The sequence below is a fragment of the Collinsella sp. LCP19S3_B11 genome, assembly GCF_052121915.1.
Classification (GTDB): Bacteria; Actinomycetota; Coriobacteriia; order Coriobacteriales; family Coriobacteriaceae; genus Collinsella.
On the sequence record NZ_JBQKDI010000001.1, the window covers coordinates 138367 to 163584 of the forward strand.

The 25218-nt window shown below is 61.3% G+C and carries 19 protein-coding genes; 15 read left to right on the forward strand and 4 right to left on the reverse strand.

The annotated features are described in order from the left end of the window. Positions 1-186 precede the first annotated feature (186 nt). Both ACTQV4_RS00600 and ACTQV4_RS00605 read left to right on the forward strand, forming a co-directional pair. On the forward strand, positions 187-2031 hold the full coding sequence (locus ACTQV4_RS00600) for a magnesium transporter (RefSeq protein ID WP_427718082.1): 1845 nt from the start codon (positions 187-189) through the stop codon (positions 2029-2031). A 74-nt stretch (positions 2032-2105) separates the two neighbouring features. Beyond that, entirely contained in the window at positions 2106-3302 is a 1197-nt protein-coding gene (locus ACTQV4_RS00605) for an Nramp family divalent metal transporter (protein WP_441569136.1), read from the forward strand. A 189-nt stretch (positions 3303-3491) separates the two neighbouring features. Here the strand turns inward: ACTQV4_RS00605 and ACTQV4_RS00610 are convergent, their stop codons facing one another. Beyond that, positions 3492-5684 (reverse strand): acyltransferase family protein, encoded by a 2193-nt coding sequence (locus ACTQV4_RS00610; RefSeq protein WP_441569009.1) that lies wholly within the window; start codon positions 5682-5684, stop codon positions 3492-3494. A gap of 186 nt (positions 5685-5870) precedes the next feature. Between ACTQV4_RS00610 and ACTQV4_RS00615 the strand changes: the two genes are divergently transcribed. The 9 genes from ACTQV4_RS00615 to ACTQV4_RS00655 all read left to right on the forward strand — a co-directional run bounded on the left by ACTQV4_RS00615 (position 5871) and on the right by ACTQV4_RS00655 (position 15592). Continuing rightward, complete coding sequence (locus ACTQV4_RS00615) at positions 5871-6866, forward strand: ribokinase (RefSeq protein WP_441032055.1); 996 nt, start codon at positions 5871-5873, stop codon at positions 6864-6866. A 4-nt stretch (positions 6867-6870) separates the two neighbouring features. Further along, positions 6871-7845, forward strand: coding sequence for a nucleoside hydrolase (locus ACTQV4_RS00620; RefSeq protein ID WP_441032057.1), 975 nt, complete (start codon positions 6871-6873; stop codon positions 7843-7845). Positions 7846-8064: 219 nt separating this feature from the next. After that, complete coding sequence (locus ACTQV4_RS00625) at positions 8065-9075, forward strand: LacI family DNA-binding transcriptional regulator (RefSeq protein ID WP_441569011.1); 1011 nt, start codon at positions 8065-8067, stop codon at positions 9073-9075. A gap of 256 nt (positions 9076-9331) precedes the next feature. Continuing rightward, positions 9332-10732, forward strand: a complete 1401-nt coding sequence (locus ACTQV4_RS00630; protein ID WP_441032059.1) for an L-fucose/L-arabinose isomerase family protein — start codon at positions 9332-9334, stop codon at positions 10730-10732. 2 nt (positions 10733-10734) lie between these two features. Then, positions 10735-11571, forward strand: coding sequence for a transketolase (locus ACTQV4_RS00635; RefSeq protein WP_441032061.1), 837 nt, complete (start codon positions 10735-10737; stop codon positions 11569-11571). Next, the gene (locus tag ACTQV4_RS00640) at positions 11564-12502 is read left to right on the forward strand and encodes a transketolase family protein (protein ID WP_441032063.1); all 939 of its coding nucleotides are present in this window, start codon (positions 11564-11566) and stop codon (positions 12500-12502) included. Before ACTQV4_RS00635 ends, ACTQV4_RS00640 begins: the two co-directional genes overlap by 8 nt. Positions 12503-12672: 170 nt before the next feature. Then, complete coding sequence (locus tag ACTQV4_RS00645) at positions 12673-14163, forward strand: FGGY family carbohydrate kinase (RefSeq protein ID WP_441032065.1); 1491 nt, start codon at positions 12673-12675, stop codon at positions 14161-14163. A 152-nt stretch (positions 14164-14315) separates the two neighbouring features. Beyond that, positions 14316-14804 (forward strand): S-ribosylhomocysteine lyase, encoded by a 489-nt coding sequence (locus tag ACTQV4_RS00650; RefSeq protein ID WP_441032067.1) that lies wholly within the window; start codon positions 14316-14318, stop codon positions 14802-14804. A 143-nt stretch (positions 14805-14947) separates the two neighbouring features. Next, complete coding sequence (locus ACTQV4_RS00655) at positions 14948-15592, forward strand: DUF4867 family protein (protein ID WP_441032069.1); 645 nt, start codon at positions 14948-14950, stop codon at positions 15590-15592. Between the two features lie 115 nt (positions 15593-15707). Here ACTQV4_RS00655 and ACTQV4_RS00660 read toward each other — a convergent pair whose 3' ends face one another. After that, positions 15708-16814 (reverse strand): ATP-binding protein, encoded by a 1107-nt coding sequence (locus ACTQV4_RS00660; protein ID WP_441032071.1) that lies wholly within the window; start codon positions 16812-16814, stop codon positions 15708-15710. 464 nt (positions 16815-17278) lie between these two features. On the opposite strand from ACTQV4_RS00660, the gene ACTQV4_RS00665 reads away from it, so the two are divergent. The 4 genes from ACTQV4_RS00665 (at position 17279) to ACTQV4_RS00680 (ending at position 22851) form a co-directional block, all read left to right on the forward strand. Next, a complete protein-coding gene (locus ACTQV4_RS00665) occupies positions 17279-18709 on the forward strand; it encodes a 6-phospho-beta-glucosidase (protein ID WP_441546471.1) in 1431 nt (476 codons plus the stop codon). A 226-nt stretch (positions 18710-18935) separates the two neighbouring features. Beyond that, positions 18936-20735: a histidine kinase N-terminal 7TM domain-containing protein gene (locus tag ACTQV4_RS00670; RefSeq protein ID WP_441032075.1), complete on the forward strand. Its 1800-nt coding sequence runs from the start codon at positions 18936-18938 to the stop codon at positions 20733-20735. Next, complete coding sequence (locus ACTQV4_RS00675; protein ID WP_441032077.1) at positions 20732-22231, forward strand: sensor histidine kinase; 1500 nt, start codon at positions 20732-20734, stop codon at positions 22229-22231. The genes ACTQV4_RS00670 and ACTQV4_RS00675 overlap by 4 nt, the downstream gene beginning before the upstream one ends. Next, on the forward strand, positions 22228-22851 hold the full coding sequence (locus ACTQV4_RS00680) for a response regulator transcription factor (protein WP_418825693.1): 624 nt from the start codon (positions 22228-22230) through the stop codon (positions 22849-22851). Before ACTQV4_RS00675 ends, ACTQV4_RS00680 begins: the two co-directional genes overlap by 4 nt. Positions 22852-23043: 192 nt before the next feature. On the opposite strand, the gene ACTQV4_RS00685 is transcribed toward ACTQV4_RS00680, so the two are convergent. Then, positions 23044-23886, reverse strand: coding sequence for a hypothetical protein (locus ACTQV4_RS00685; RefSeq protein WP_427727291.1), 843 nt, complete (start codon positions 23884-23886; stop codon positions 23044-23046). Positions 23887-23967: 81 nt separating this feature from the next. Then, a complete protein-coding gene (locus ACTQV4_RS00690; RefSeq protein WP_441032080.1) occupies positions 23968-25209 on the reverse strand; it encodes an SPFH domain-containing protein in 1242 nt (413 codons plus the stop codon). Positions 25210-25218: the final 9 nt, after the last annotated feature.

Genomic DNA, 25218 nt, shown 5'->3' on the forward strand with positions numbered 1-25218 from the left:
AAAGGTTGCAGGTGAAATCCAAACCTCGACCATACAGTCGATGACCCCTTGCAGGTGCTTCTTGCGCATGCACGGGGTGTGAGCGCCGAGCGGTGTGCCGCCCGCGCATGCGTATACATATCTAAAAGTCCACGGATGGCGCGCCGGCATGGCCACGGTCCGAAGGAATAATGATGGGGAGCACCAGTGAATTATCTGAGTGAGATGCTCAAGCTGCCGGTCTTGGACGTCGATGGCGAAAAGCTCGGCGTTGTGAACGATTTTGGCATTGCTACCGGCGAAGTTTTTCCGCACGTGACGTCGCTCGCGTTCCGCGGTCCCGGCAAGACGCCGTTTATGATCAGCTGGCGAAAATGGGTCGACCGTATCGACGAGACGGGCGTATACCTTAAGACGTCGGCCACCGAAATCCGTTTTTCGTACCTGCAGCCGACCGAACTCTTGCTCGCGCGCGACGTGCTCAATAAACAAATCGTCGACACGCAGGGCATGAAGGTCGTGCGCGTAAACGACATCAAGTTTTCCATGTCGGGCGAAAATCAGCTGCGCCTGCTGGGTGCCGAAGTCGGTGCCCGCGGTCTGCTGCGCGCAATCAGCCCCGCTCTTGAACATGTCGTCGAGGGCTTTATGAAGCACCTGGGCAAACCGCTCGGCGAGGACATCATCGCCTGGTCCTACATGGACCTGCTCGATCGCTCGACTAAGAACATCCAGCTGTCGGTGTCGCATAAGACGCTCGGCGAGCTGCATCCTGCCGACATTGCCGACATTATCGAGCAGCTCGATCCTCGCCTGCGCGCGCAGGTGTTCGCGCAGCTCGACACCGCCCAGGCCGCCGAGGCCATCTCGGAGTTCGATGACGACGAGCTCATGACCGAGATGCTCGAGGGCCTGTCCGACACGGATGCGTCGTCGATGCTGGCCATGATGGACCCGGACGACGCCGCCGACCTGATCGACGAGCTCGATTACGAGAAGGCCGAGAAGCTTCTGCGCCTGATGGGCGTTCAGGAGGAGAAGGCGATTCGTAACCTGCTGGGCTATGAGGAAAACACTGCCGGCCGCATTATGACCTCGGAGTTTGTCTCCCTGCCTGCCACGGCGACGGTCGGTGACGCCATCGAGGCGATCCGCAAGCTCGACGAGGATTTCGAAAGCGTCTACTACGTCTATACCGAGGACCCGAGCGGTATGCTGACCGGCGTGCTCTCGCTGCGCACGCTGATCGTGGCCGACCGCGACGCCACGCTGGGCCAGCTGGCCTACCGCGACCTGGTTTATGTGTCGCCCGACGAGGACCAGGAAGACGTAACGGACGAGATGACCAAGTACGACCTGGTCGCTATCCCCGTCTGCGATGAGAACCGCCACATCTTGGGCATTGTGACCTTCGACGACGCCATGGACGTTATCGCCGAGGAGCACCAGGAGGACCTGCAGATCGCAGGCGTCGGCTCGGGCGATAGCGCGTCCGACGACTCGACGAATGTGCTCAGCTGGTTTGTGCATCGCCAGTACTGGGTTGTCGTGTGGGGCATTGCCTCGTGCATCATGGCGGCAGTACTGGGGACGGCGCTGGGCTCCGCGCATCTGGTGGTGTTCCCCATGTGCGCCATGCCGCTCGTGCTGCTGGCTGCCTCGCGTATGGTGTCGTTCGTCAAGAACTACTTCCTGGAGTACGACGGCCATGACGATGAACCCAAGCCGTATCTGGGATTCTTCTTCCAGAGCACGGGCATGGGCCTGATCCTGTCGCTCGTGACCTACCTGTGCGCTCAGCTGGTGCGCACCACGGCGTTCCCCGACGCGCCCATGCTTGAGGAGCAGCTCTTTACCGGCTGCTTTAACATCGCGGCTATCGTCTGCCTGATTGGCAACATGAGCGCTGTGATTTACCTGATGGTGCTGTTCTGGCGTGACGAGCACGACCTCAATACGTCGGGTACCGCCATGAACGTCATTGCCGTCATGATCTCGTGCGTGGCGTACTGTGCCGCTGCGGTGCTGCTCACCATGTCGGTCATGGGTTAGGTGGTCGCGTGCAAAATAGCAAGCAAAAGCAGGGCACCAAGCAAAAGCTGACCATCGCGGCCATCTTTGGTGCCATGGGCCCTGGCCTTCTAGCGGCGCTTTCGGGCAATGACGCCGGCGGCATCGCCACGTATTCCAGCGCCGGTGCCAGCTATGGTTACAAGATGCTCTGGATGCTTCCCGTCATGACCGTGCTGCTCATCGTGACGCAGGAGACCGCGGCGCGTTGCGGCTGCGTGACGGGCAAGGGCCTGGCCTCGCTCATTCGCGAGCGCTTTGGCGTGCGCAAGAGCGTGCTGGCCATGGCGGCGCTGCTGATTGCCAACACAGCCGTGACCATTTCGGAGTTTGCGGGTATCGCGAGCGGCCTTGCCCTCTTTGGCGTGCCGGCGAGCATCTCGGTGCCGCTTGTGGCGCTGATGGTTTGGATGCTTACCATGTCGGGTAGCTTCCAGCGCATCGAGAAGATTCTGTTGCTGGTGAGCTGCGTGTTTGTGACCTACATTGTCGCCGCATTTATGGCTGGTCCCAGTTGGGGCGAGGTGGCGGTCGATCTGGTTGTACCCAACATTCAAAATGACCCCAGCTACGTGTCGCTTGTGGTCGCGACGATCGGTACCACCATCGCGCCCTGGATGATTTTCCTGGCACAGAACAACGTGGTCGATAAGAATGCGGGCGAGGACGATATCGTGTTGCAGCGCATCGATACCGTGAGCGGCTCGATTGCCGCCGATGTCATTGCCGGTTTTATTATCATCACGACCGGTACGGTATTGTTCCCCGCGGGCATTCAGATTAGCGACGCTGCAGACGCTGCCCGCGCGCTGGAGCCCATTGCGGGCCAGTGGTCCACGGTGCTGTTTGCCTCGGGCCTGGTCGCGGCGAGCTTCTTGGCCGCCTGTGTGCTGCCGGGCGTTACGTCCAGCGCTATCTGCGAGGCGTTTGGCTGGGAACGTGGTGCCGATCGCAGCTGGGACGAGGCCCCGGTCTATCGCGGCATCATTACGGCAATCATTGGCATTTCTGCCGTGCTGGTGCTCATGCCCGGCGTCGACCTGTTCCAGATTATGATGACCTCGCAGGTCATCAACGGCGTGTTGCTGCCCGTGGTTCTGGTGTTCCAGGTGGTTATTGCCGCCGATCGACACATTATGGGCGCCAACCGCAACGGCCGTGTTTGGAATGTGCTCACGTGGGCGACTATCGGCGTTATTACGGTGCTGACGGTCGTTATGTTTGCTCTGCAAGCGATGGGCTACAGCGCGTAGCACCTCTCTTGGACTCTAAACAGGCCGCCGCCATGGGCTGCGGCCTGTTTTTGTATGCTATAGGGTGTTAGTTATATACCGATGTGCAGCTATAAAGCCGCCTCTGGGGTGAATTAACGGCCCAGAGACGGCTTTGTAAGTTGCGGAAGTGGTCCCAAGTGCCGGATTGTAAGCAGATTTGGCTGTGCGTTACTTGTCGGTGCCTAGCTTGTGCGGTTTGTAGGCGAGGGCGTTGACGAGTGCCTCGGCAGCGGATTTGACAGCCGCCGGCTGCGGATCGTTAACGTGGTCCTCGGGGTGCACGGGTAGGTCCTTCTTGACGGCATCGTGGATGAGCTTAAGGTACTCGGTCACGCCGGTAGTCGACAGGTGCGTGCCGTCGCCATCGAACAGGTCGTTGCGGTTGGCGCTGTGCCCGTACCAGTCGATAACGCGTACATTCTTGTAGCGCGTAGCGGCGTTGGCGATGGCCTGGTTCGTGGACCCGACCCACGGCTGCGGGCTACGCGTGTTTACAAACACGACAATACGCTGATCACCGGCGTCGGCCATGATCGCGTCGACCTGGGCGTCCGTTACCAAACCGTTGGTGCCCAGGGCAAAGACCACAATCCTGCCTGCAAGATTTTGCTGGATATAGCCCTCAAATGTCGCGCGGCCCGCATCAAACTGGCGGCCCTTTTCGGCATCGATGTGGCTGTGCGGGAACACGCCGTCAAAGGCATCGACGGCGCGCAGGGACACGGAGTCGCCAATCATTAGCAGGTCGTAGGCTCCGTCGGGGAAGCCGTCGTCATCTTTGTCGGTGTCATCGGCCGCCCGCTGATCTTGAGGCTTTGCATTTTTGGCCTCCTTGTTTAGGATTTCGGCGCCCTCGCCGCTCAGTGCGGATGTGTCGGGCACAAAGACCAGGCCGCCCAGCGCCACAACAAGCGCGACGGCGCAAACGGCGCAGGTGGGGACATGTGCGCGCATCCAGCCGGCGAGCGTGGTGGTGCCGTCGCGGAGCTCGGCAACGGTGCGCCCAAAAGCGCCCTTCCTAAACGGCGTTTCGATAAAGCGATAGGAGCACTCGGCCACGGCGACCACCAACAACACCTGCAAAATGTACTGCCACCAGGGCGTGTCGTTAATGTTGGCGACCGGGTTCATGAGGAGCAGCAGCGGATAATGCCACAGGTAGATGCTGTAGGAGCGCTTGCCGATCCATACGAGCGGCTCGGCGGCCAAGGCCCGTGCGACCATGCCCTGGGGCTGCACACATGCCGCGATAACCATCAGTGTGAGGATGGAGCACAGCAGCGTGCCGCCGCGATACTGAAACGCGGTATAGCCGTTGGTGAGCGCGACCATGGCGGCGAGTCCGACCAGGCCAACGACGCCCATCAAATCGATGGATGCGGGGGAGGACCAAAAGCGTGCGAGCTCACTTGGCTTTGTCGTGGCGGCCTCGGCGGTGTCGCTCTTTGACTTGCCGTGCTTGGCGGCGCCGGCCAGTCGGTCGAGCCCCAGATGGCGGACAAGGCGCGCAGGCGCCAGGTCGCGGTCGGGGATAAAGGCCATCCAGGCGCCCAGCAGCAACGAGAACACGCGGGTGTCGGTGCCGTAGTACACGCGGCTGGGGTCGGTGGCGGGGTTGTAGAGCACCATCATGGCGAGGGCGGATACCGCGGCAAGGCCCAGGACCACGCGGCGCGTGTTGGGCTTGCTCATGTGCACCGACACCATGGCGAGCAGCAGCGGCGGCCAAATAAGATAGAACTGTTCCTCGATGGCAAGCGACCAAAAGTGCGTGAGCGGCGAGGGGTCGCCCAGGGCGTTAAAGTACGAAACGTCCTGCATGATCTGCCACCAGTTATTAAAGAACAGCAGCGACGGCAGGATGTCGGGGCGCATCTTGGTGAGCATCACATGGTTAAAGACAGTGCACAGTGCGCAGGTCACCACCACGACGGTTACCACGGCGGGGAACAGGCGACGGATGCGGCGGATCCAGAAGCTCTTGAGATCGATACGACCGGTCTTTGCGATTTCGTTGAGGAGCAGGCGCGTGATCAAGTATCCCGAGAGCACAAAGAAGATCGTGACGCCGAGCAGGCCGCCCTGAGCCCACGTGAGGTTGAGGTGATAGAGCACCACCGCGACAACGGCGAGCGTGCGAAGGCCGTCGAGGGCGGGGATGTAGCGAGATTTGGGACGCGTGGGCGCCTGTTCTTTTGCGGCGCTGTCGGTGCGGGCGCCCTTGTTGGCGGGCGAGCGATGGGAGCCTGCAGCGCGGCGCGGCTCGGTGGTTTGGCGGTTAGTGCGCGAACGTTCGTGCGGCGCTTGTTGATCGCTCGCATGGCGTGAGCTGCGCGAGCTCGATCGCGGGAATTGATCCATAAAACATCATCCAATGACGAGAATAATCAGCACGCTTTCATTGTAGCCGCCTACTCCTGTGAATGCTTGCTGCTGGCGTAAGCTCAAGCGCGCGTCCACATCAAAGTGAACTAAAGTTATAGAGGTGCGAGAGTGCACGATTGACGGCCGACAGCGGGTGCAGAGCCCGCGGACGAGGAGGTTTCCATGGCAGATTGCGGCATCGTTGCGGTGTTTGGCAGCATGAACATGGACCTTTCGGTGGCGTGCGAGCGCATGCCGCGTGCGGGCGAGACCGTCGGCGGCAGCGGGTTTATCACCAACGCCGGCGGCAAAGGCGCCAACCAGGCCGTAGCAGCTGCGCGCATGGGCGCGCGCACGCGCATGATCGGCGCGGTCGGCCGCGACGCGTTTGGCTCGTCGCTCGTGGCGGGGCTCCAAGATGCTGGCGTGGACTGTGACTTTGTGGCGTGTCGCGACGATGTGGAGACGGGAACGGCGACCATCATTCGCTGTGAGGGCGATAACCGCATCGTGCTGTCGCCGGGCGCCAACCATGCACTTGCGGGCGAGGACGTTGCCCGCGCGCTGAGGCGTCTGGTGACCGATGAGCTCGATGGCAACGCCAGCGAGATTGCCCCGGCTGCCGGAAGCGTCTTTATCGCCCAGGGCGAATGTGACCTTGTGGCGACTGTCGAGGCGCTTGTTTGCGCTCGCGAGCTGGGGTTCTATACGGTCTTTAATCCAGCGCCTGCCTGCGAAGTGCCTGCGGAGGTCTGGCCTGCAGTCGACTTGGTCTGTCCCAACGAGACTGAGTGCCAGGTACTGACGGGCATCTTGCCTGCAGACGATGCGAGCTGCGTCGCGGCGCTCAATGCCCTGCTCGCCAAAGGTGCCGGCGCTGCGGTCATCACGCTGGGCGGCGCCGGCTCGGTTACGCTCGGCGACGACGGCGATCTGCTGCGCATGCCGGCGCTTTCGAGCGCGGTGGTCGATACGACGGCCGCGGGCGATACGTTTATCGGTGCGCTTGCCGCGGCTCGTCTGGAGGGCCTGCCGCTCTTTGAGTGCATGGCCGCGGGTGCTCGCGCCTCGGCGGTGACGGTGTCGCGCCTGGGCGCGCAGCAGTCGATTCCCACGCGTGCCGAAGTTGAGCGCGTGTTTGATTTAGACGATTTAGTACAAGACGGAGAAGCGGAGTAGAACAATGGCAACCAAGAAGCTGATCCTTGATCTGGATATGGGTGTGGACGATGCGATGGCGCTTGCCTATGCCATCGCGAGCCCCGAGGTTGAGCTCGTGGGCATTACCACGTGTTTTGGCAACGTGCGCGTCGACCAGTCGGCGCGCAACTGCCTGGCGGTGCTTGACCTGTTGGGCCGTCCCGAGGTGCCGGTGTACCTGGGTGCCGACCGTCCTCTGCAGGCGACTGAGCCCTATACGCCGCCGGCGTCCACCGTACTCATTCACGGCAAGAATGGCATCGGCGGCGCGAGTGTGCCCGCGTCGCCCTACGAGCCGGTGGGGGCGACGTCGGCCGATGGCAACGCTGCAGTCGATTATCTGATTGATGCCGCGCGCACCTATGGTCCCGATCTGGTCTACGTAGCGACCGGCCCGCTCTCCAACCTGGCGCTTGCCCTGGAGCGCGATGCGGCGGCGGTGATGTCTATTGGCCGCGTGGTGGTGATGGGCGGCGCCCTGACCGTGCCCGGCAATGTGAGCGCGGGTGCCGAGGCCAACATGGCAAGCGATCCCGAAGCGGCCGATGCCGTGCTGCGTTCGGGCCGCAAGCTCACTATGGTGGGCCTGGATGTGACGCATCGCGTGGTGCTCACGCGTCGCGACATTGCCGGATGGACGGGCTCGGGCACCATGGCGGGCTGTGCGTTTGCGAGCATGGTCGAGCACTACATTGGCTCGTACGAGATGAACGCACCCTACCTGGGTGGTTGTGCGCTGCACGATCCGCTGGCCGTCGCCGTGGCGATCGACCCCACGCTCGTGGGTGCGCTCGGCTGCAATCTGCGTGTTGATCTGCTGGGAGAGTATCGCGGCCGCACCATTTGCGACGAGCATCGCCTGTCCGATCCGGACAAGAGCGCGCTTGTGGCGCTGACCGTGGATGCCCCGCGCTTCCTGTCCGAGTTCAAGACGCGCATGGCCCGTGTTCTTGGCTAGATGATTTCCGTGCCCCGCCCCATGTAGTCAATTTGGGACGGGGCTTTTTTAGCTACCGAGTAAATGTGCCCGTTGGGGGAATAGTCGTGCCACTTCGCTTGACAACAGGCTAAACTAGCTCATAAACATTTACTATTCTGTTTAGATTGAATTTGCGGTCGTTTAGTTGTCGAGTCATCAAGTTGCGATGCTCCGCCACGGCCGTTGCTAGGGGGAACAATGGCCAAAGCAAGTGTTCGCGAGATCAGCCGCATCACCGGTTTTTCGCCTGCGACCGTGTCCAACGCGCTCAACCGCAAGCGCAGCGTGAGTGAAGAGACCGCCAAGGTCATCATGGAGTGCGCGCAATCGCTTGGCTATCAGCAGTCGACGCAGCTCGAGAGCATTCAGTTTGTGCTCGCGCGCAAGACGGGCGCCATTCTGGACGAGAGCACCTTCCATCCCGCGGTCATCGAGGGCGTGGAGCGCCAGGCGCGTCGTCACGGCATGAGCACGAGCTTTGTCTCGCTCGACTTTAGCGACTTGGACGCCGTGCGTCCGCAGGTCGAGGGCCTGATCGCCGATCCGTCCGCCGCTATCGTGCTGATGGGTACCGAGCTGGGTGAGGAAGACTACGCCCTGTTTGCCAACGCTGCCGCCCACCTGATCGTGCTCGATGGCTGGAGCGATCGTCAGTACTTCGATGCCGTGGTCATTGCCAACACCGACTCGGTGCTGCGCGCCGTGGATCACCTCATCGAGAAAGGTCACAGGCAGATCGGCTATCTGGCAGGCGACCTTCGCATCCGCAACTTTAAGGATCGCGAGCGCGGCTATCGCCAAGCGCTTGAGGACGCAGACCTTGAGGCCAACCCGACATGGCGCGTTACGCTGGGCACCACGCTCGAGGGCGCCTATCGCGACATGGGCGCATGGCTCGACAGCGTCTCGCGCGACGACCTGCCGACGGCTTTCTTTGCCGAAAACGACGTGCTCGCCGTGGGTGCCATGCGCGCGCTCAACGAGCACGGTATTCGCGTGCCCGAGGATGTCTCGATCATCGGCTTTGACGACCTATCTCTGGGCGCCTTCTCCAACCCGCCGCTCACCACGGTGCACGTTCCCAAGCACGAGGTGGGCGAGATCGCGGTGCGCCGCCTGGTGGGCAACATCCGCAATCCCAAGAGCTATACCTGCAAGACAGCCGTATCGACCTATTTTGTCGAGCGTCAGAGCGTGCGTGAGATCTAGGCAAAGGCAACGCCGGGCCGCAGGGCGGCAAAGCTCGCCAAGGCAGAAAAATAACGTCATCCAAAAGGGGTCCTTCGGGGCCCTCTTTTTGTTGCCCTTGTATGTTCAGTTTGTTTACATACCGTTTAGGCTGATTTCTCTACCGTTTACGGGTATTTCGCGTTACACTTCTAAACAAAAGAGTAAAACATTTAGTAAACAGAACAAAACGAAATACGCGTCTGTTTACTGAACATACAACTAGGGGAGGACGTACATGGATAAGATTAAGCTCGGCTTTGTGCCCACGCGCCGCAGTATCTTTAGCGCGCCGGACGCAATCAAGTATCGCGGCCTGACGGCTGATCGCCTGCGTGAGATCGGCGTCGACATCGTGGATATCGACGACATCAATGACGAGGGCCTGCTGTTCGACGACAGCCACATTGAGCCTATCGTCAAGAAGTTCCGCGCCGAGGGCGTCGATGGCATTATGCTGTGCCACGCCAACTTTGGCACCGAGTACGTTTGCGCTCGCCTTGCCCGCGAGCTCGGCCTACCCGTGCTGCTGTGGGGCCCGCGCGACGAGCGCCCCGAGCCCGACGGCACCCGCCTGCGCGATAGCCAGTGCGGCCTGTTCGCCACCGGCAAGGTCCTGCGCCGCTTCCAGGTTCCCTTCACCTACATGACCAACTGCCGCCTGACCGATCCCGAGTTCGAGCGCGGCGTTTGGGACTTCTTGGCCGTGTGCAACGTGGTCAAGACCTTCAAGCACACCCGCATCCTGCAGATGGCCACCCGTCCGTTCGACTTCTGGTCGACCATGTGCAACGAGGGCGAGCTGCTCGAGAAGTTCAACATCCAGCTTTCGCCCATTCCCATGACCGAGCTTGTCCAGGCCGTGCGCGACGCCCAGGCCGACGAGCAGGCCATGGCTACCATGCTTGCCCACATCAACGACAGCTTTGAGATCTGCATCCCCGAGGATAAGGTTCCCGCGGTCGCCGGTCTTGCCATCGCCATGAAGCGCCTGGTCGAGAAGTACGGCTGCAACGCCGGCGCCATTCGGTGCTGGAACGCTCTGCAGGACGAGCTAGGCATTATGCCCTGCGCCGCCAACGCCATCCTCAACGAGATGGGTATTCCTATCGTATGCGAGACCGATATCCACGGCGCCATCACTGCGCTGATGGTCGAGGCCGCCGACCTGGGCCGTCACCGCGGCATGTTCGCCGACTGGACCGTGCGCCATCCCGATAACGAGAACGGCGAGCTGCTGCAGCACTGCGGCCCCTGGCCCTGCAGCTGCGCGGCCGTCAAGCCCAAGCTCACCTACCCGCTGGCTTTCGATCATCCCGGTGCGCTGACGGCCGAGGCCAAGCACGGCGACCTCACCCTTGCCCGCTTTGACGGCGACAACGGCGAGTGCTCGCTGCTGCTGGGCAACGCCCGCGGCATCGACGGCCCGGCCGGCATGGGCACCTATCTGTGGGTCGAGGTCGACAACCTCAAGCGCCTCGAGGCCAAGATCGTCGAGGGTCCCTACATCCACCACTGCGTCGCTATTCACGCCAACGTGGTGCCGGTGCTCTACGAGGCGTGCAAGTACCTCGGCATTGCTCCCGACCTGTACGACCCCATCGAAGAAGACGTTAAAGCCTACCTGCGAGGAGAGTAGAAATGGCAACTATCGAAGAGCTTGAGTCCCTGCGTTGGGACCTTCGCCGCGATTGCGTCGATATCATCATGGCTGGCGCTGGCGGCCACATCGGCGGTGACATGTCGGTGATCGACGCCCTCATGACCCTCTACGCCAACCACCTCAACATTTCGCCCGAGACCGCCGACGATCCCAACCGCGACCGCTTCGTGCTCTCCAAGGGCCACGCCATGGAAGCCTACTACGCGGTGCACTGCCACGAGGGCTATCTTGACCTCGACGACGTCAAGGCCCGCTTCTCCAAGTTCGGCAGCCCCTACATCGGCCACCCCAACAACAAGCTCAAGGGCATCGAGATGAACTCGGGCTCGCTGGGTCACGGCCTGCCGGTGGCCGTGGGCATGGCGCTCGCCGGCAAGATGGACGGCCGCGACTACCGCGTCTACACCATCATGGGCGACGGTGAACTTGCCGAGGGCTCGGTCTGGGAGGGCGCCATGAGCGGCGGCAACTACCAGCTCGATAACCTGTGCGCGCTCGTGGACCGCAACCGCCTGCAGATCAGCGGCAGCACCGAGGACGTTATGAAGCAGGACTCGCAGGAGGAGCGCTGGGCCGCCTTCGGTTGGAACGTGCTCTCCATTCCGGGCAACGACGTCCGGGCCATCGACGCCGCGCTGACGCTTGCGGCCGAGACCTGCGGCAAGCCCACGGTCATCATCCTCAACACGGTGAAGGGCTATGGCTCGCCTGTTATGGAGGACAAGGCCGCCTGGCACCATCACCTGCCCAACGATGAGGAATATGCTCAGATCATCGCCGATTTCGCTGCCCATAAGGAGGCCGTCAATGGCTAACAAGATCGCCAATCGCAAGGTTATCTGCGACACGCTGCTCGAGGCCGCGAAGACCGATAAGGACATCGTCGTCCTATGCTCCGACTCCCGCGGCTCCGCATCGCTCACGCCGTTCTTTGATCAGTATCCCCAACAGTCCGTCGAGGTCGGCATTGCCGAGCAGGACCTGGTGAGCATCGCCGCCGGCATGGCTTCGTGCGGAAAGAAGGCCTGGGCCGCCTCGCCGGCGTCCTTTGTGACCACGCGCTCGTATGAGCAGTGCAAGGTCGACGTCTCGTACTCCAACACCAACGTCAAGCTCATCGGCATCTCTGGCGGCGTGTCCTATGGCGCCTTGGGCATGAGCCATCACTCCGCGCAGGATATCGCCGCCATGAGTGCGATTCCCAACATGCGCGTGTATCTGCCGAGCGACCGCTTCCAGACCGCCGAGCTCGTGCGGGCTCTGGTCGCCGACAACAAGCCGGCCTACATTCGCGTGGGCCGCAACCCGGTCGAGGACGTGTATACCGAGGACGAGTGCCCGTTCCAGATGGATCGCGCCACCTGGGTGCGTCGCGGCACCGATGTGACGCTCGTCGCCACCGGCGAGATGGTCCGCCATGCCGTGGACGCTGCCGACCTGCTGGCCGAGCAGGGCATCTCGGCAACGGTGCTCGACATGTATTGCGTCAAGCCGCTTGACGCCGAGGCCGTGATTGAGGCCGCCGGTGCCACGCGCGCCGTTGTGACCGTCGAGGAGCACAGTCCCTTCGGAGGCCTGGGCTCTATGGTCGCGCAGGTGGTGGGCGAGCATTGCCCGCGTCCGGTCAGGTGCCTGAGCCTGCCCGACGCGCCGGTCATCACCGGCACGAGCCCCGAGGTCTTTGCGCACTACGGCCTCACCGGCGAAGGCATTGCCAAGGCTGTCGCCGAGTTCCTCGGCAACTAGTAGATACAGACGCTGCGCGGCCGCCAAGCACCGCACCTTGCCGTTCAAACCGTCGCTTGCGTACGCAAAGTACGCGGCGCTCCTCTTTCACGGCAATCTGCGGCACTTGACGGCCGCTCGCTCCTTGTCCGCCAGTCGTCTTTGATTTGGCGGAAGGAATGGGAGAGTACATGAGCAAATACATCATCGGAATCGATCAATCCACGCAGGGCACCAAGGCACTGCTGGTGGACGAGGGCGGCCATTTGATTCATCGTGCCGATCGCTCGCATCGCCAGATTGTCAACGAGGCCGGTTGGGTGAGCCATGATCCGGTCGAGATCGCCGCTAACGTGTTGGCCGTGGCGCGTGCCGTGGTGGAAGAGACCGGGGTCGACCCTGCCGACATCGCCGGCATCGGCATCTCCAACCAGCGCGAGACCACCGTTGCCTGGAACCGCGAGACGGGCGAGCCGCTGTGCGACGCCGTAGTGTGGCAGTGCGCCCGCGCCCGCGAGCTGTGCGACAAACTGGACGCGCGCGAGGGTGTGGCCGAGCTGGTGCGTGACACAATGGGCCTGGTGCTCTCGCCCTACTATCCGGCGGGCAAGATGGCTTGGATTCTCGCGAACGTTCCGGCGGCTGCCGAGGCCGCGGCGTCGGGTGAGCTGTGTCTGGGCACCATCGATGCCTGGGTGGTCTGGACGCTCACGGGCGGCGCGGAGTTTCGCTGTGACTGGTCCAATGCCAGCCGCACGCAGCTCTTCGACCTGCGCCGTGGCTGCTGGAGCGAGCCGGTGTGCGAGGCCTTTGGCATCGATTCGGCCTGCCTGCCGCAGGTGACCGATTCCGACGGTCTGTTTGGCACAACGGACCTGGATGGCTTTTTGCCCGCACCCGTGCCGGTACACGGCGTGCTGGGCGACAGCCATGCGGCCCTGTTTGCGCAGGGTTGCGCCAGCCGCGGCATGGCCAAAGCGACCTATGGCACCGGTAGCTCGGTCATGATGAACGTCGGCAACGAGTTTGTCGCCAGCTCGCACGGGCTTTCGAGCTCGCTTGCGTGGCGTATGGATGGCGTGACCGAGTATGTACTCGAGGGCAACGTGAGCTACGCCGGCGCCGTCAAGACCTGGCTGCGCGACGACCTGGAGCTCATCAACAACCCCGAGGAGGTCACCGACCTGTGCTACGCCGCCAACCCGGCGAGCCATGTTTACTTTGTGCCGGCGTTTACCGGCCTGGGTGCGCCGCACTGGGCAAGTGATGCCGAGGGATGCGTTTTTGGTATGACACGCACCACGGGCCGCGCGGAGTTCGTAAAGGCTGCCGACGAGTCGATCGCCTATCAGATTTTTGACGTCATTGATGCGATGGTCGAGGATTCGGGCGCGGCGCTTGCCGAGCTTCGTGTTGACGGCGGCCCCACGCGCGACGCGTACCTGATGCAGTTTGAGAGCGATTTGGTCGGCTCGCCCATCCGCATTGCGAGCAACGACGAGATGAGCGGTCTGGGCGCGGCTTGGGCCTGCGGTATCGCGCTGGGCATGTATACGCGCGATGTCGTCGATGTCTACGGCGCCCGCGGCATCGTGGAACCGTCGATGCCCGCTGACGAACGCGCCAAAAAGATCGCCGGCTGGCGCCATGCCGTCGACGCGACCATCTCGTACACTGCCTAGCATGATTTTCCTGGGACGGGGATTAAAAACTCATTGATCCCCGTCCCGGGCAGCTCATTTGGGACGGGGCTTTTTTGACTGGTATGATTGGTGCGACCATTCGAACCAGCTAAAAGAGCCCCGTCCCAAATTGACTATCGAGAGGATCTGCCATGGAGCGCATCGCGAGCTTTTCCGTTGACCATCTGCTGCTTGAGCCCGGCGTGTATGTGAGCCGCATCGACCGCGATCCGGCGACCGGCGCCGCCGTCACCACCTTTGACCTGCGCCTGACCACGCCCAACAAGGAGCCGGTCATGAACACCGCCGAGTGCCATACCATCGAGCACCTGGGGGCGACGTTCCTCCGCAACCATGCCGAGTGGTCGAGCCGCATTGTCTACTTTGGCCCCATGGGCTGCCGCACGGGCTTTTACCTGGTTGTGTTTGGCGAGGTGACGAGCGAGGAGATCCTGCCGCTCGTGCGTGAGTTGTTTGAGTTTGTCGCCGGCTTTGAGGGCGATGTCCCCGGTGCCGCTCCCGAGGAGTGCGGCAACTACCTGGACCAGAACCTTCCCATGGCAAACTGGCTCGCGCGCCGCTACCTCAACCGTGACCTGGCCGATATCGACGAGAAGCACCTGCACTATCAGCAGGCGTAAGGGCTTATCGCCCAAAACGCGCACATTGGGCGCCTTCGCTTATGCGGGGGCGCCTTTTTGTTGAGTGGTCTGGACGAGCGTTCAAAATCGCTCATGTTTGTTCTAGAATGTTCGTATAGTCATATTTACGAATAGGAGCGAACATGCATATCTATTCTGTTAAGGATTCCGAGTTCAAGTCCTATGGCCGCGTGTGGGACGACGTCCCGTCCGGCCTGACCGCCCCACTCGTCGAGGCGCTCTCCGCTACGCCCATCCCCGAGGGCAGTAAGTACGTAGCGAGCGCGCCGGAGCTCGAGGGCGTCAAAGATGCCGATAAACTGGGCTTTCTCATGTTTGGCGGCCGCCCCTTCCAGCTCGGCTGGTGCAATGGCCACAACACGTGTCTCAACTGCCTGGAGTACCACCGCGCGAGCGAGTTCAACCTGGGGGCGCGTGACTTTATCCTGCTCGTGGCGCATCGCTGGGAGATCGAGGGCGGCAAGCTCGACACCGCGTGCGTCAAGGCGTTTCGCGTGCCGGCGGGCAAGGTTGTCGAGGTTTTCAACACCACGCTCCACTACACGCCGTGCATGGTCGACGATGGTGGCTTCCAGGTGATGGTGGCGCTGCCCGCCGGCACCAACGGTCCGCGTCCCGAGGCTGCGGCCGATATGCCTGCTGCCGGCGACGGCTACTGCTACTGGAAGGCCGACAAGTGGGTTCTCTGCCATGCTGACAGCCCCAAGGCAGCCGAAGGCGGCTACGTAGGTCTCATCGGCAAAAACCTCGACATCGCCTGCGACTAGAATCTTCTGTCTCGATCTGTAACATCTAGCGGGCTAAATCGTCTCTGCCTGTTACAGATCGAGACATACCGCCCCCAGCCACCACAAAGGTGCCTGTCCCCATTGTGGTGGCTGTCTAGAGCTGGCTGCGCAGATAGTCAGCCATATATGGAACAGCGAAACGCACGTAACCGCGGCGTGCCTGTTCGATAACGCCGGCGTCGATGAGGCGTCGGCGATACTTTTGCGCGTAGTCCGGTGTGACTGACATGCGCTCGGCCACATTGGAGATGCGCGACACGCCGTCTTTGTCATCAGCCATTGCGTCGAGAAACGCGACGTCTTGGTCCGATAGCGCGGCGAGCGTCGTCTCGCAAACATCGTTTTCGAAATCGGCCTTTGACGCTTCGATAGCTCCGTCGACTTGCTCTGGCGTTACGTGTTCTCCTGCCTGGCAACGATTGGCGATGTTGTAGCCGATGAGCTGCAGCATGTAGGGCGAGCCTTGAGTTGCGCGAGCGGCGTCCAACCGAAGATCGCCTGGAATATCAAGATCGAGCTCTTCGAAAGCCCGCTGATAATAGGCATCGACATCTCCGACTGAAAGCGGTTCGAGCGTGACTTTGCGTGCGCGGTTGAGAAATGTCAGTACGCGGTCGTTGAGTGTCGCGGAGACTGCTCCCGGGAGGCCCGCCATGACGAGCGCGACGTTGAGCCGTTCGCCGACCAGCTCTTGATAGGCGGTGACGAGCTGTCTGATCTCGGGTGAATTTGCTTGGAGCTCGTCGATGAGGATGAGGATGCCGTGTCCCTGCTCGGTCAGCTTGCGCGCCAGCTGTGTGAGTTTGAACTGAAAGCTTTTGGTCTCCTGCACGTCTCGTGTGAACTCGAGGCCTGCCGAGAAACCGAAGACGCTCAAACTGCCACCTGTAAGTTTGGGGAGACGATGCTTGTTGGCGTAAGGCTCGCCTGCTTCCTGGATCTTCTCAACAATGCGCTCGAGCATATCCTCGGAGGCTACGGTGGGCGTGGCGACAACAAAGCCGAGCTTGCGTGCGCGGTCGGCAAGTTCCCACAGAAGAACCGTCTTGCCGCTGCCTCGCTGTCCAAGCATGAGCGTGGCTCGGTCGCGATTGCCCGGCTCCTGCTCAAGACCGGAGATGAATGTCGAAATCACGTTCCCGCGCCCCACCAGATAGGACGGGCGATTTCCAAATGAGGGGGAGAAGATGGTTTCAGTCATAAGTCTCCTTTCCTTTTTTTCCTATTTTTTCCTTTTTTTCCTATTCAGTCAAATGAGTTGCTGAGCGAAGGCGGCTACGTAGGTCTCATCGGCAAAAACCTCGACATCGCCTGTGACTAGAATCTTCTGTCTCGATCTGTAACATCTAGCGGGCTAAATCGTCTCTACCTGTTACAGATTTAGACAAACTGCAAGGGACTGGCCGAACAATCTCAATCTGTAACACCAGGCCCGGTTTTGGCGGCCTACCTGTTACAGATCGAGACAAACCGTCCCAAACCGCCACAAAGGCGCCTGTCCCCTTTGTGGTGGATTGGGCAGGCGGGTATCAAAAAGTGTCAGGCGGGGTGGCTGCCGGGCGCCTGCACGCGAAAAGAAGTATCGGCCTGTGCCGTTGCCGTTGAGCGGTACCCCGTTTGCAGGGATACTGAGCCTATGACAACAGCGTGCGAAAGGATTGATACATGGCTTTCCGTAATAACTTCCTGTGGGGCGGCGCAACGGCTGCCAACCAGTGCGAGGGTGCCTACGACGTGGACGGCCGCGGCCTGGCCAACGTGGACGTGGCTCCGCACGGCCCCGAGCGCTATGCGGTGGTCTCCGGCCAGCGTAAAATGCTCGACTTCGAGGACGGCTATTACTATCCCGCGCAGACCGGCATCGATTTCTATCACCACTACAAAGAGGACATCGCTCTCTTTGCCGAGATGGGCTTTAAGACCTTCCGTATGAGCCTGGCTTGGACCCGCATCTTCCCCAACGGCGACGAGACCGAGCCCAACGAGGCTGGCCTGGCCTTCTACGAGGACGTATTCCGCGAGTGTCAGGCGCACGGCATCGAGCCGCTCGTGACCATCACGCACTTCGATTGCCCGATTCACCTCATCAAGGAGTACGGCGGCTGGCGCAACCGCAAGCTCATCGACTTCTACAAGAACCTCGCGACCACGATCTTTACCCGCTACAAGGGGCTGGTGAAGTACTGGCTCACCTTCAACGAGATCAATATGATCTTGCACCTGCCGTTTATGGGTGCCGGTCTGGTCTTTGAGGAGGGCGAGAACAAGGAGGCCGTCGAGTACCTGGCCGCCCACAACGAGCTCGTCGCCAGCGCTTGGGCAACCAAGATCGCCCACGAGATCGACCCCGAGATCAAGATCGGCTGCATGCTCGCCGCGGGTAGCTACTACCCCTACAGCTGCCGTCCGGGCGACGTGCGCCAGGCGCAGCTCGATAACCAGGACAACTACTTCTTCGTCGACGTCCAGAGCCGCGGCTACTACCCGGCATATGCCGTCAAGAAGCTCGAGCGTCTAGGCATCGATGTGGGCATGACGGACGAGGACCGCGAGATCCTGGCCGCTAACACCGTCGACTTCATCAGCTTTAGCTATTACAGCACCCGTTGCTCTGCCGGTGCCGATAACCCCGATGTCGAGCGCACCCAGGGTAACGCCTTCGCCGGCGCCAAGAACCCCTACCTGCAGGAGAGCCAGTGGGGCTGGGCCATCGATCCGCTGGGCTTCCGCATCACCCTCAACGACCTGTACGACCGTTATCAGAAGCCGCTGTTTGTGGTCGAGAACGGTCTGGGCGCCAAGGATGTTGTCGAGGAGGATGGCTCCATCAACGACGACTACCGTATCGACTACCTGCGCCAGCATATCACCGCGATGCGCGAAGCGGTGACCGAGGACGGCGTTGACCTGCTGGGCTACACCACCTGGGGCCCGATCGACCTGGTGTCTGCCGGCACGGGTGAGATGTCCAAGCGCTACGGCTTTATCTATGTGGACCGCGACGATGCAGGCAACGGTACCCTCAAGCGTTCCAAAAAGAAGAGCTTCGACTGGTACAAGAAGGTTATTGCTTCTAATGGTGAGGACCTGTCCTAAGGAAGCTGAGACACTCAACTTCATAGCCTTCTAACCAAGGCGCCCGGCGAGTAGTTATTGCTCGCCGGGCGTCTTGCCGTCTGCGGATTTTGGGACATGCGGCCCGCTTTTTGGGCCCGCTTGTCGGTACACTAAAGGGACTATGAGTACCCGCGAGCGACATATCGGCCACGCGGCCGCCCGGACCGCTCCGGTTGCGGATCCCGGGGGCGGCAGGCTCTTCGCCATGCCGCGATTCCTTGTTGGCATAACACATCAGGTGTACCGTCACCGCGTCTTTGCTATCGCCGGCGCCATCACCGCGCTGTTCCTCATGCTTTTGGCGATCTTGCCGGTGCTGTTCGCCTTCGACCCCAAACTTTCTAACGCCGTGCCCGCCTATAGCGAGGTGTCCGAAGAGGTCGTGGATGGGCTCACCCATTCGAGCCCTCTCCCGCTGCTTGTCGCCGCAATTGTAGTTTCGATTTGGGGCGTGTTGGTCTATCTGCGTTGTTTGGACTATGTGTTGCGCCGCCGCCTTGTTGCCATCGCCACCATCTGTGCCCTGTGGATGATCGAGGTCATTCTCAAGTACAAGTCGTACACGCCGTTCTATGCCACCTTGCTGTGGTACCTGTACTACGTGCCCATGACGCTCATTCCGCTGCTCTACCAGCTCTGCGGCCTGCGCCTTGCGGGCCTGGAGCAACGCCGCCTGGGTCGCCGCTACCGTGCTGCGCTGTGGATTGTGGCCATCCTGCTTATCGGATTTGTGCTCACCAACGATTTTCACCAGCAGGTCTTCCGCTTTGACCGTACAAGCGACACCTGGAGCAACGATTACACGTACGGCCGGGGTTATTTCGCCTTCCTCGTGTGGACGGCCTTTAACTTCGTGGCCTTTTTTATCCTGGTTGGTCGGTCCTCGTCCTTTCGCATCCAACGTTTCTCGGGCACGGCGGCGCTCGTGCTGCTGGGCGGCGCATTCTTTGGCATCTCATATGCTCTGCGCGTGCCCTGGGCATGGAGGCTCAACTTTTCGCTCGTCTATTGCATCCTGTGCGTGGTGGCGATGGAAATCTGTCTCGATTGCGGTGTCATTCCGTCGTACCACGATATCGCCGGCATCTTCGATACCTTGCCGCTTGACCTCAAAGTTCTAACGCGCGACCTGCAGGAGGTCTATGCCACGCCGGCGTCAAAGCCAATGCCGGTAGGCGTGCGCGAGGAGTTGCGGACCCAGGAGCACGGCCGCGCCCATGCCTTTACCGTGGCGTCCGATCCCGATGTGATGTATCGTGCTTTTCCGCTGCTGGGGGGATCGGCCCTGCTTGCCCAAGACGTATCGGAGCTCAACGAGCTCAATCGCGAACTGGCGCATCGGCGCATGGAACTGCAGCGCCAAAACGAGCTGCTTGCCGCCGACTACGACCTTAAGACACATTTGGCAGATCAAGAGGCCGAGACCTTGCTAGTCCAAGACGTGGACCAGGCGCTTGCCCGCGCGCTCGAAGAGATGTACGACTTGTTGAGCTCGCTGCCGCCGTTGACTGACGAGGAATCTTCGCGCGAGCGTTACCGCATGCTGCAGCGCGCCAAGATGCTCGTTGCCTATTGCAAACGGAAGGGGTCGCTCACGTTGGCACAGCACGGGGAGAGCGGTTTTGACCGCGACCGCATTCAGCTCATTGCCAACGAGCTCGCAAGCGACCTGCGCACGATCGATGTCGATTGCGCCTCGATTATTGCCATACGGCGCCCGATGCACGCCAGTACGGTAAGCGCGCTGTACGACTGCGTGTATGACTTTGCGTTTTTTGCCTACGCCACCGATCATCCGGCACTTATGTATCACTTGGGCGACCATGACCGATGCAGCGTCGAGCTGCGCGCCACACTTTTTTCCAACGATGATGAAGATCTTTCGCAGACGCCCGCTGCGCAAGAGCTCGAAAGCGCTTTGCAAGGGCGCAACGTGGCATACCGCCTTGAGGGCGAGTCCGGTCAGCTGCGCATGATCGTCTTGATGCCGAGGGCGGGTGAGTGACGATGCAGATTTCGCTCATACTTCCTCAAATCGTTGCGCTCGATGTTGTCTTTGCCCTGGCTGCGTGTCTGCAGACGATCCACGTCCCGCTCATCGCATCGCGCCGCTCGTCCTATAACCGTAAGGTGATTTGCGCCTACGAGGCGAGTCTTGTGCTTCACCTGATGATTTCGGCGCTCATCTTGTTCACGTCGTCTGGCTCGTATCTGGTGGCGCCGCTTGACGTTTGCGCCAGGGCAATGGGCGGAGCGTTGTGGCTCAATGCCGCAATCTTTGCCTATGGCGTGGTACTTATGGTGCACTATCGTCGTCCCGTCATGCTGGTCGAGCTGTTGCTTGTTGTCGCCGTTACACCACCGGTGGTTTTTGCCATGGGCTCGGCGTGGACCGTTGTCCTTATCGCAGAGGGAGCGTTCTTCCTGTTCCGTTCCATCGCGGCGCTCTTGATGGACGTCCGTAACCGCCAAGAGGATATCACCATGTTCTCGACGATCGAGACCATCAACGTGATTCCCGTGGGCATCCTGTATCTAGACCCGAGGGGCCGTCCGCTGCTCATGAACCGCTGCATGCGCAAAAACCTCGTAGAGCTCCATATGCCCACCGACCTGGGCGACATGAGCAGCACATGGAACGACCTGCGCAAACTGAGCATGCAAATGCCCGAAAGCAGCGCTAATCGCGCCCATATCGACCTTGATCGCTTTGGTAGGGATCGCGCCGTGGTCGAGATCTCTCCTTCCGAGATTCGTCTGTTCGTGCGTGACTCCGTTACGGTCTCGAGCCGTCCGTTCGAGCGCGTCGTCGGCCTGGACGTGACGGAATACGCACACGCCTACGACCGTCTGGCGCAAGCCAACCACCTGCTTGAGCGTGCTGGCCAAGAGCTCCAGGCCCAGATCGAAGAAGCCAAAAAGGTTGCCGACAATGCAGCCTACCTACGTATGCGTGCCCGCGTTCACGATGTGATCGGCCAGCGCCTGTCCATTCTTCATCGCTATTTGGAGGAGGGACGTCTGGATGATGAGTCGCTCGAGCAGATTGACCCGTTGCTGCGCTCAATCGCCGCCGATTTGCGCAGTGGCGGTGCCAGCGAGCCTGCAGAGCAGCTGAGCGATATCGTCCACGCCTTTGGCTTGGTGAGTGTGCAGATCGATGTTGAGGGTGCGCTGCCTGAGGACGCGCGTGTCGCCGCCGCATTTTTGCAGATTATCCGCGAGGCCTCGACCAATGCCACCAGGCATGCGCAGGCGCATCGGGTCCACGTGCGCCTGTGGCAGGAGGGGACGAATGCTAGCGCCGTCGCGCGCATGACGATTTCTAACGACGGGTCCCCGGCCCCCGTATCGTATCGCGAGGGAACGGGTATCCCAGGTATGAGGCATGTCGCGCAAGATTTGGGCGGCGGCCTGGAAGTCCACGCCGCCCAGCCCTTTACGCTTGCGGTGTCCATCCCGCTGAGCCCCAACGCCACGGTCCAAAGGAGAAGTTCATGATCCGCGTGTTAATTGTCGAAGATCAGGCCATTCTACGCGAAAGCCTGGCGCGCTCCGTTGGCGACCAGCCCGATATGACCGTCGTCGCCGCGATCGCCGATGCCTCCGAGGCCTTGGGTGTCGCGCTCAAGGAGCGCCCGGACATGATATTGATGGACGTGTGCACCGAACACGATTCAAACGGCATCGTGGCGGCGGCACGCATCAAGGAGCAGCTGCCCGAGTGCCGCGTCATCATCATGACAGGCATGCCCGAGATCACCTTTGTCGATCAGGCTCGCGAGGCGGGCGTCGATAGCTTTGTGTACAAGAACGTTGGTATCGACGAGCTGTTCGCCGTGATGCGCTCCACGCTGGCGGGCTACTGCACGTTTCCCAAGCCGCCCGAAAGCATTTTTTCGGGCACGGCGGCACTCGACGATGTCGAGCTGTCGATTTTGCGCCTTGCCTGCGAGGGCAAAAGCCGCCGCGAGATCGCGGCCGAGCTGTTTATGAGTGAGGGTACCATCAAGCGTCGCATCTCGGAGATTCTGAGCAAGACCGGCTACGACAACATCATGCGTCTTGCCGTGCGCGCGGTAACGGAGGGCAGCATCGTTCCCAACATGGAGCGCCCGTAATCGACGCGCTCGCCGTGTTCTGGCGCCGTAAAGATAGGCCGTCCGCCGTTTTGCATCAGAAAACGACGGGCGGCCTGCTTGTGCGGCTGTGCTGTCGGCATAAAAACGACGGGGCCGCAGGATCAACTCCTGCGGCCCCGCCTGGCAAGTGCGCGGATGCGTCCGCCAATCCGCGGCTGATGTTACGTGCCGCTACGCGATGGTTGCGGTGTAGGAGGCGACGTCCTCGTAGGAATCGGTCAGGTAGGCGTCGATGCCGATGGTCGTGTTGACCAGGTCGTCAAGGCTGTCAAGCTCGCCGCTCGAGAACGTGAATTCCTCGGTGGCGTTGGTGCCGGGCATCAGGTTAGCCGAGAACCAGGGTTCCTTCATGGTGCCGTTGACGTTGGTCTTGCCGGAGGGAGCGTAGAAGGTCAGGTCCTTGTCGCTCTTGTTGGTGATGTTGACGACAAAGCCGATGTCGCCCCATTCGTCCTTGAACTTCTCGGTGATGGTGATGGTGCACAGATCGTCATCGGCGACGGTGACGGCGGGGGAGATTTCGACGCTCTGGACATCGTCGTCTTCGACGGCCTCATCGATCTCCTCTTCCTTCTCGGCCGCCTCGCGATCCTTTTTTAGCGTACCGGACAGATCCTTGTCGGACTTCGTAAAGATAAGCTTGTCGCCTTCCACCTCGAGGACGAGCTTGCCGTCCTTGAGTTTCATGTCCTGCGAATCGCCGTCGGCGGTGATGGTTGCAGTGGTGGCGTCCTTGGCCTCCCATTTCAGGTCGGCGACCTCAAGGAACATGTCGAGGACGCCCGTGCCGTCTTCGTCGAGGATCAGGATACAGTTGAGGCCCCACTCCTTGAGCATATCCATGTACTCATCGGTGAGCTCTTCGCCCTCCAGGGTTCCACCCGAGAGTTCCCAGCTGCCGACGAAGTTGGCCTTGGGGTCCTTGCCGCCGCCGCTGCAGCCCGTCAGGGCAAAGGCGAGCGCCAGGACGCATGTCAGAAATGCGAGTACGGACTTTTTGAACGTTGTCTTCATGGTGTCCTCCTTTATCGAACGAAACCCATAGAAGCAAATGCGGGGGTGGCGGACCTCCCCGCCAATTACCAGGTAGAGGGGCTAGGGCCTGGGCGTTCCGCAGTTGCTGCAGAACTTGCCGCCGTTTTCGCTACCGCAGTTGGGGCAGAACCACTTGGCCGGTGCCGGGGCGGGTGCGGGACTGCCGCACTCGGGGCAGAACTTGCCGGTGTTGGTGGCACCGCAACTGCAGGTCCACGTGCCGGCCGCGGGGGCAGCGGCAGGAGCCGGCGCGGGGGCGGGTGTCGGAGCCGGCTGTGGGGCAGCCTGCTGCTGTGCCTGGCCGGCGGCGAACAGCTGGCTGGCGTTCATGCCGCCCATGCCGCCCGCCATACCCATGCCCATAAAGCCGGCCATCGCGCCGTTGGGGTTGGCGGCTGCCGCGCGCATCGCATCGCTCTGGGCGCTGGCGATGTTGGCGGCTGCCATGGTGGGATCGCGCATGACTGCGGCCTTCTGCAGGTCCTTGATCATTTGCTCGTCTTCTTGCGAGGCGGCGATGGAGTTGACGCCAAAGCTCACGATCTCGACGCCGCGCAGGTCGCGCCAGTCGGCGGAGAGAACCTCGTTGAGCGCGCGGGCGAGCTCGGTGGTGTGGCCGGGGATAGCGCTGTAGCGGATGCCCATCTCCGAGATCTTGGCAAAGGCGGGTTGCAGAGCGGTGAGCAGCTCGGACTTAAGCTGGCTGTCGATCTTATCGCGCGTGTAGCTATCGGTCACGTTGCCGCACACGTTGGTGTAGAACAGCAGCGGGTTGGTGATGCGGTACGAATACTCGCCGTTGCAGCGAACGGAGATGTCGACATCCAGGCCAATGTTGTTATCGACCACGCGGAAGGGCACAGGCGAGGCGGTGCCGTACTTGTTGCCGATGATCTCCTTGGTGTTGATGAAGTAGACACGCTGGTCCTTGCCTGCGTCGCCGCCAAAGGTAAAGCGGCTGCCGATATTGGCGAACGTCTCCTTGATGGAGTCGCCCAGGTTGCCGCTAAAGACGCTCGGCTCGCTGCCGGTGTCAAAGACAAACTCGCCGGGCTCCAGCGCGACCTCGATGATCTTGCCGTTTTGCACCACGAGCATGCCCTGGCCGTCGTTGACGGAGATGACGGAGCCGTTGGAGATGACGTTGTCCTCGCCGCGCGTGTTGGAGCTGCGGCCGCCGGTGCGCTTGCTGCCCTTGCAGGCCAAGACGTCAGCGGGCATCGATTCGCAATAGATAAATTCCTTCCATTGGTCGGCCATGACGCCGCCGGCAGCACCCAATCCAGCTTTCAAGAGTCCCATGGTGATCTT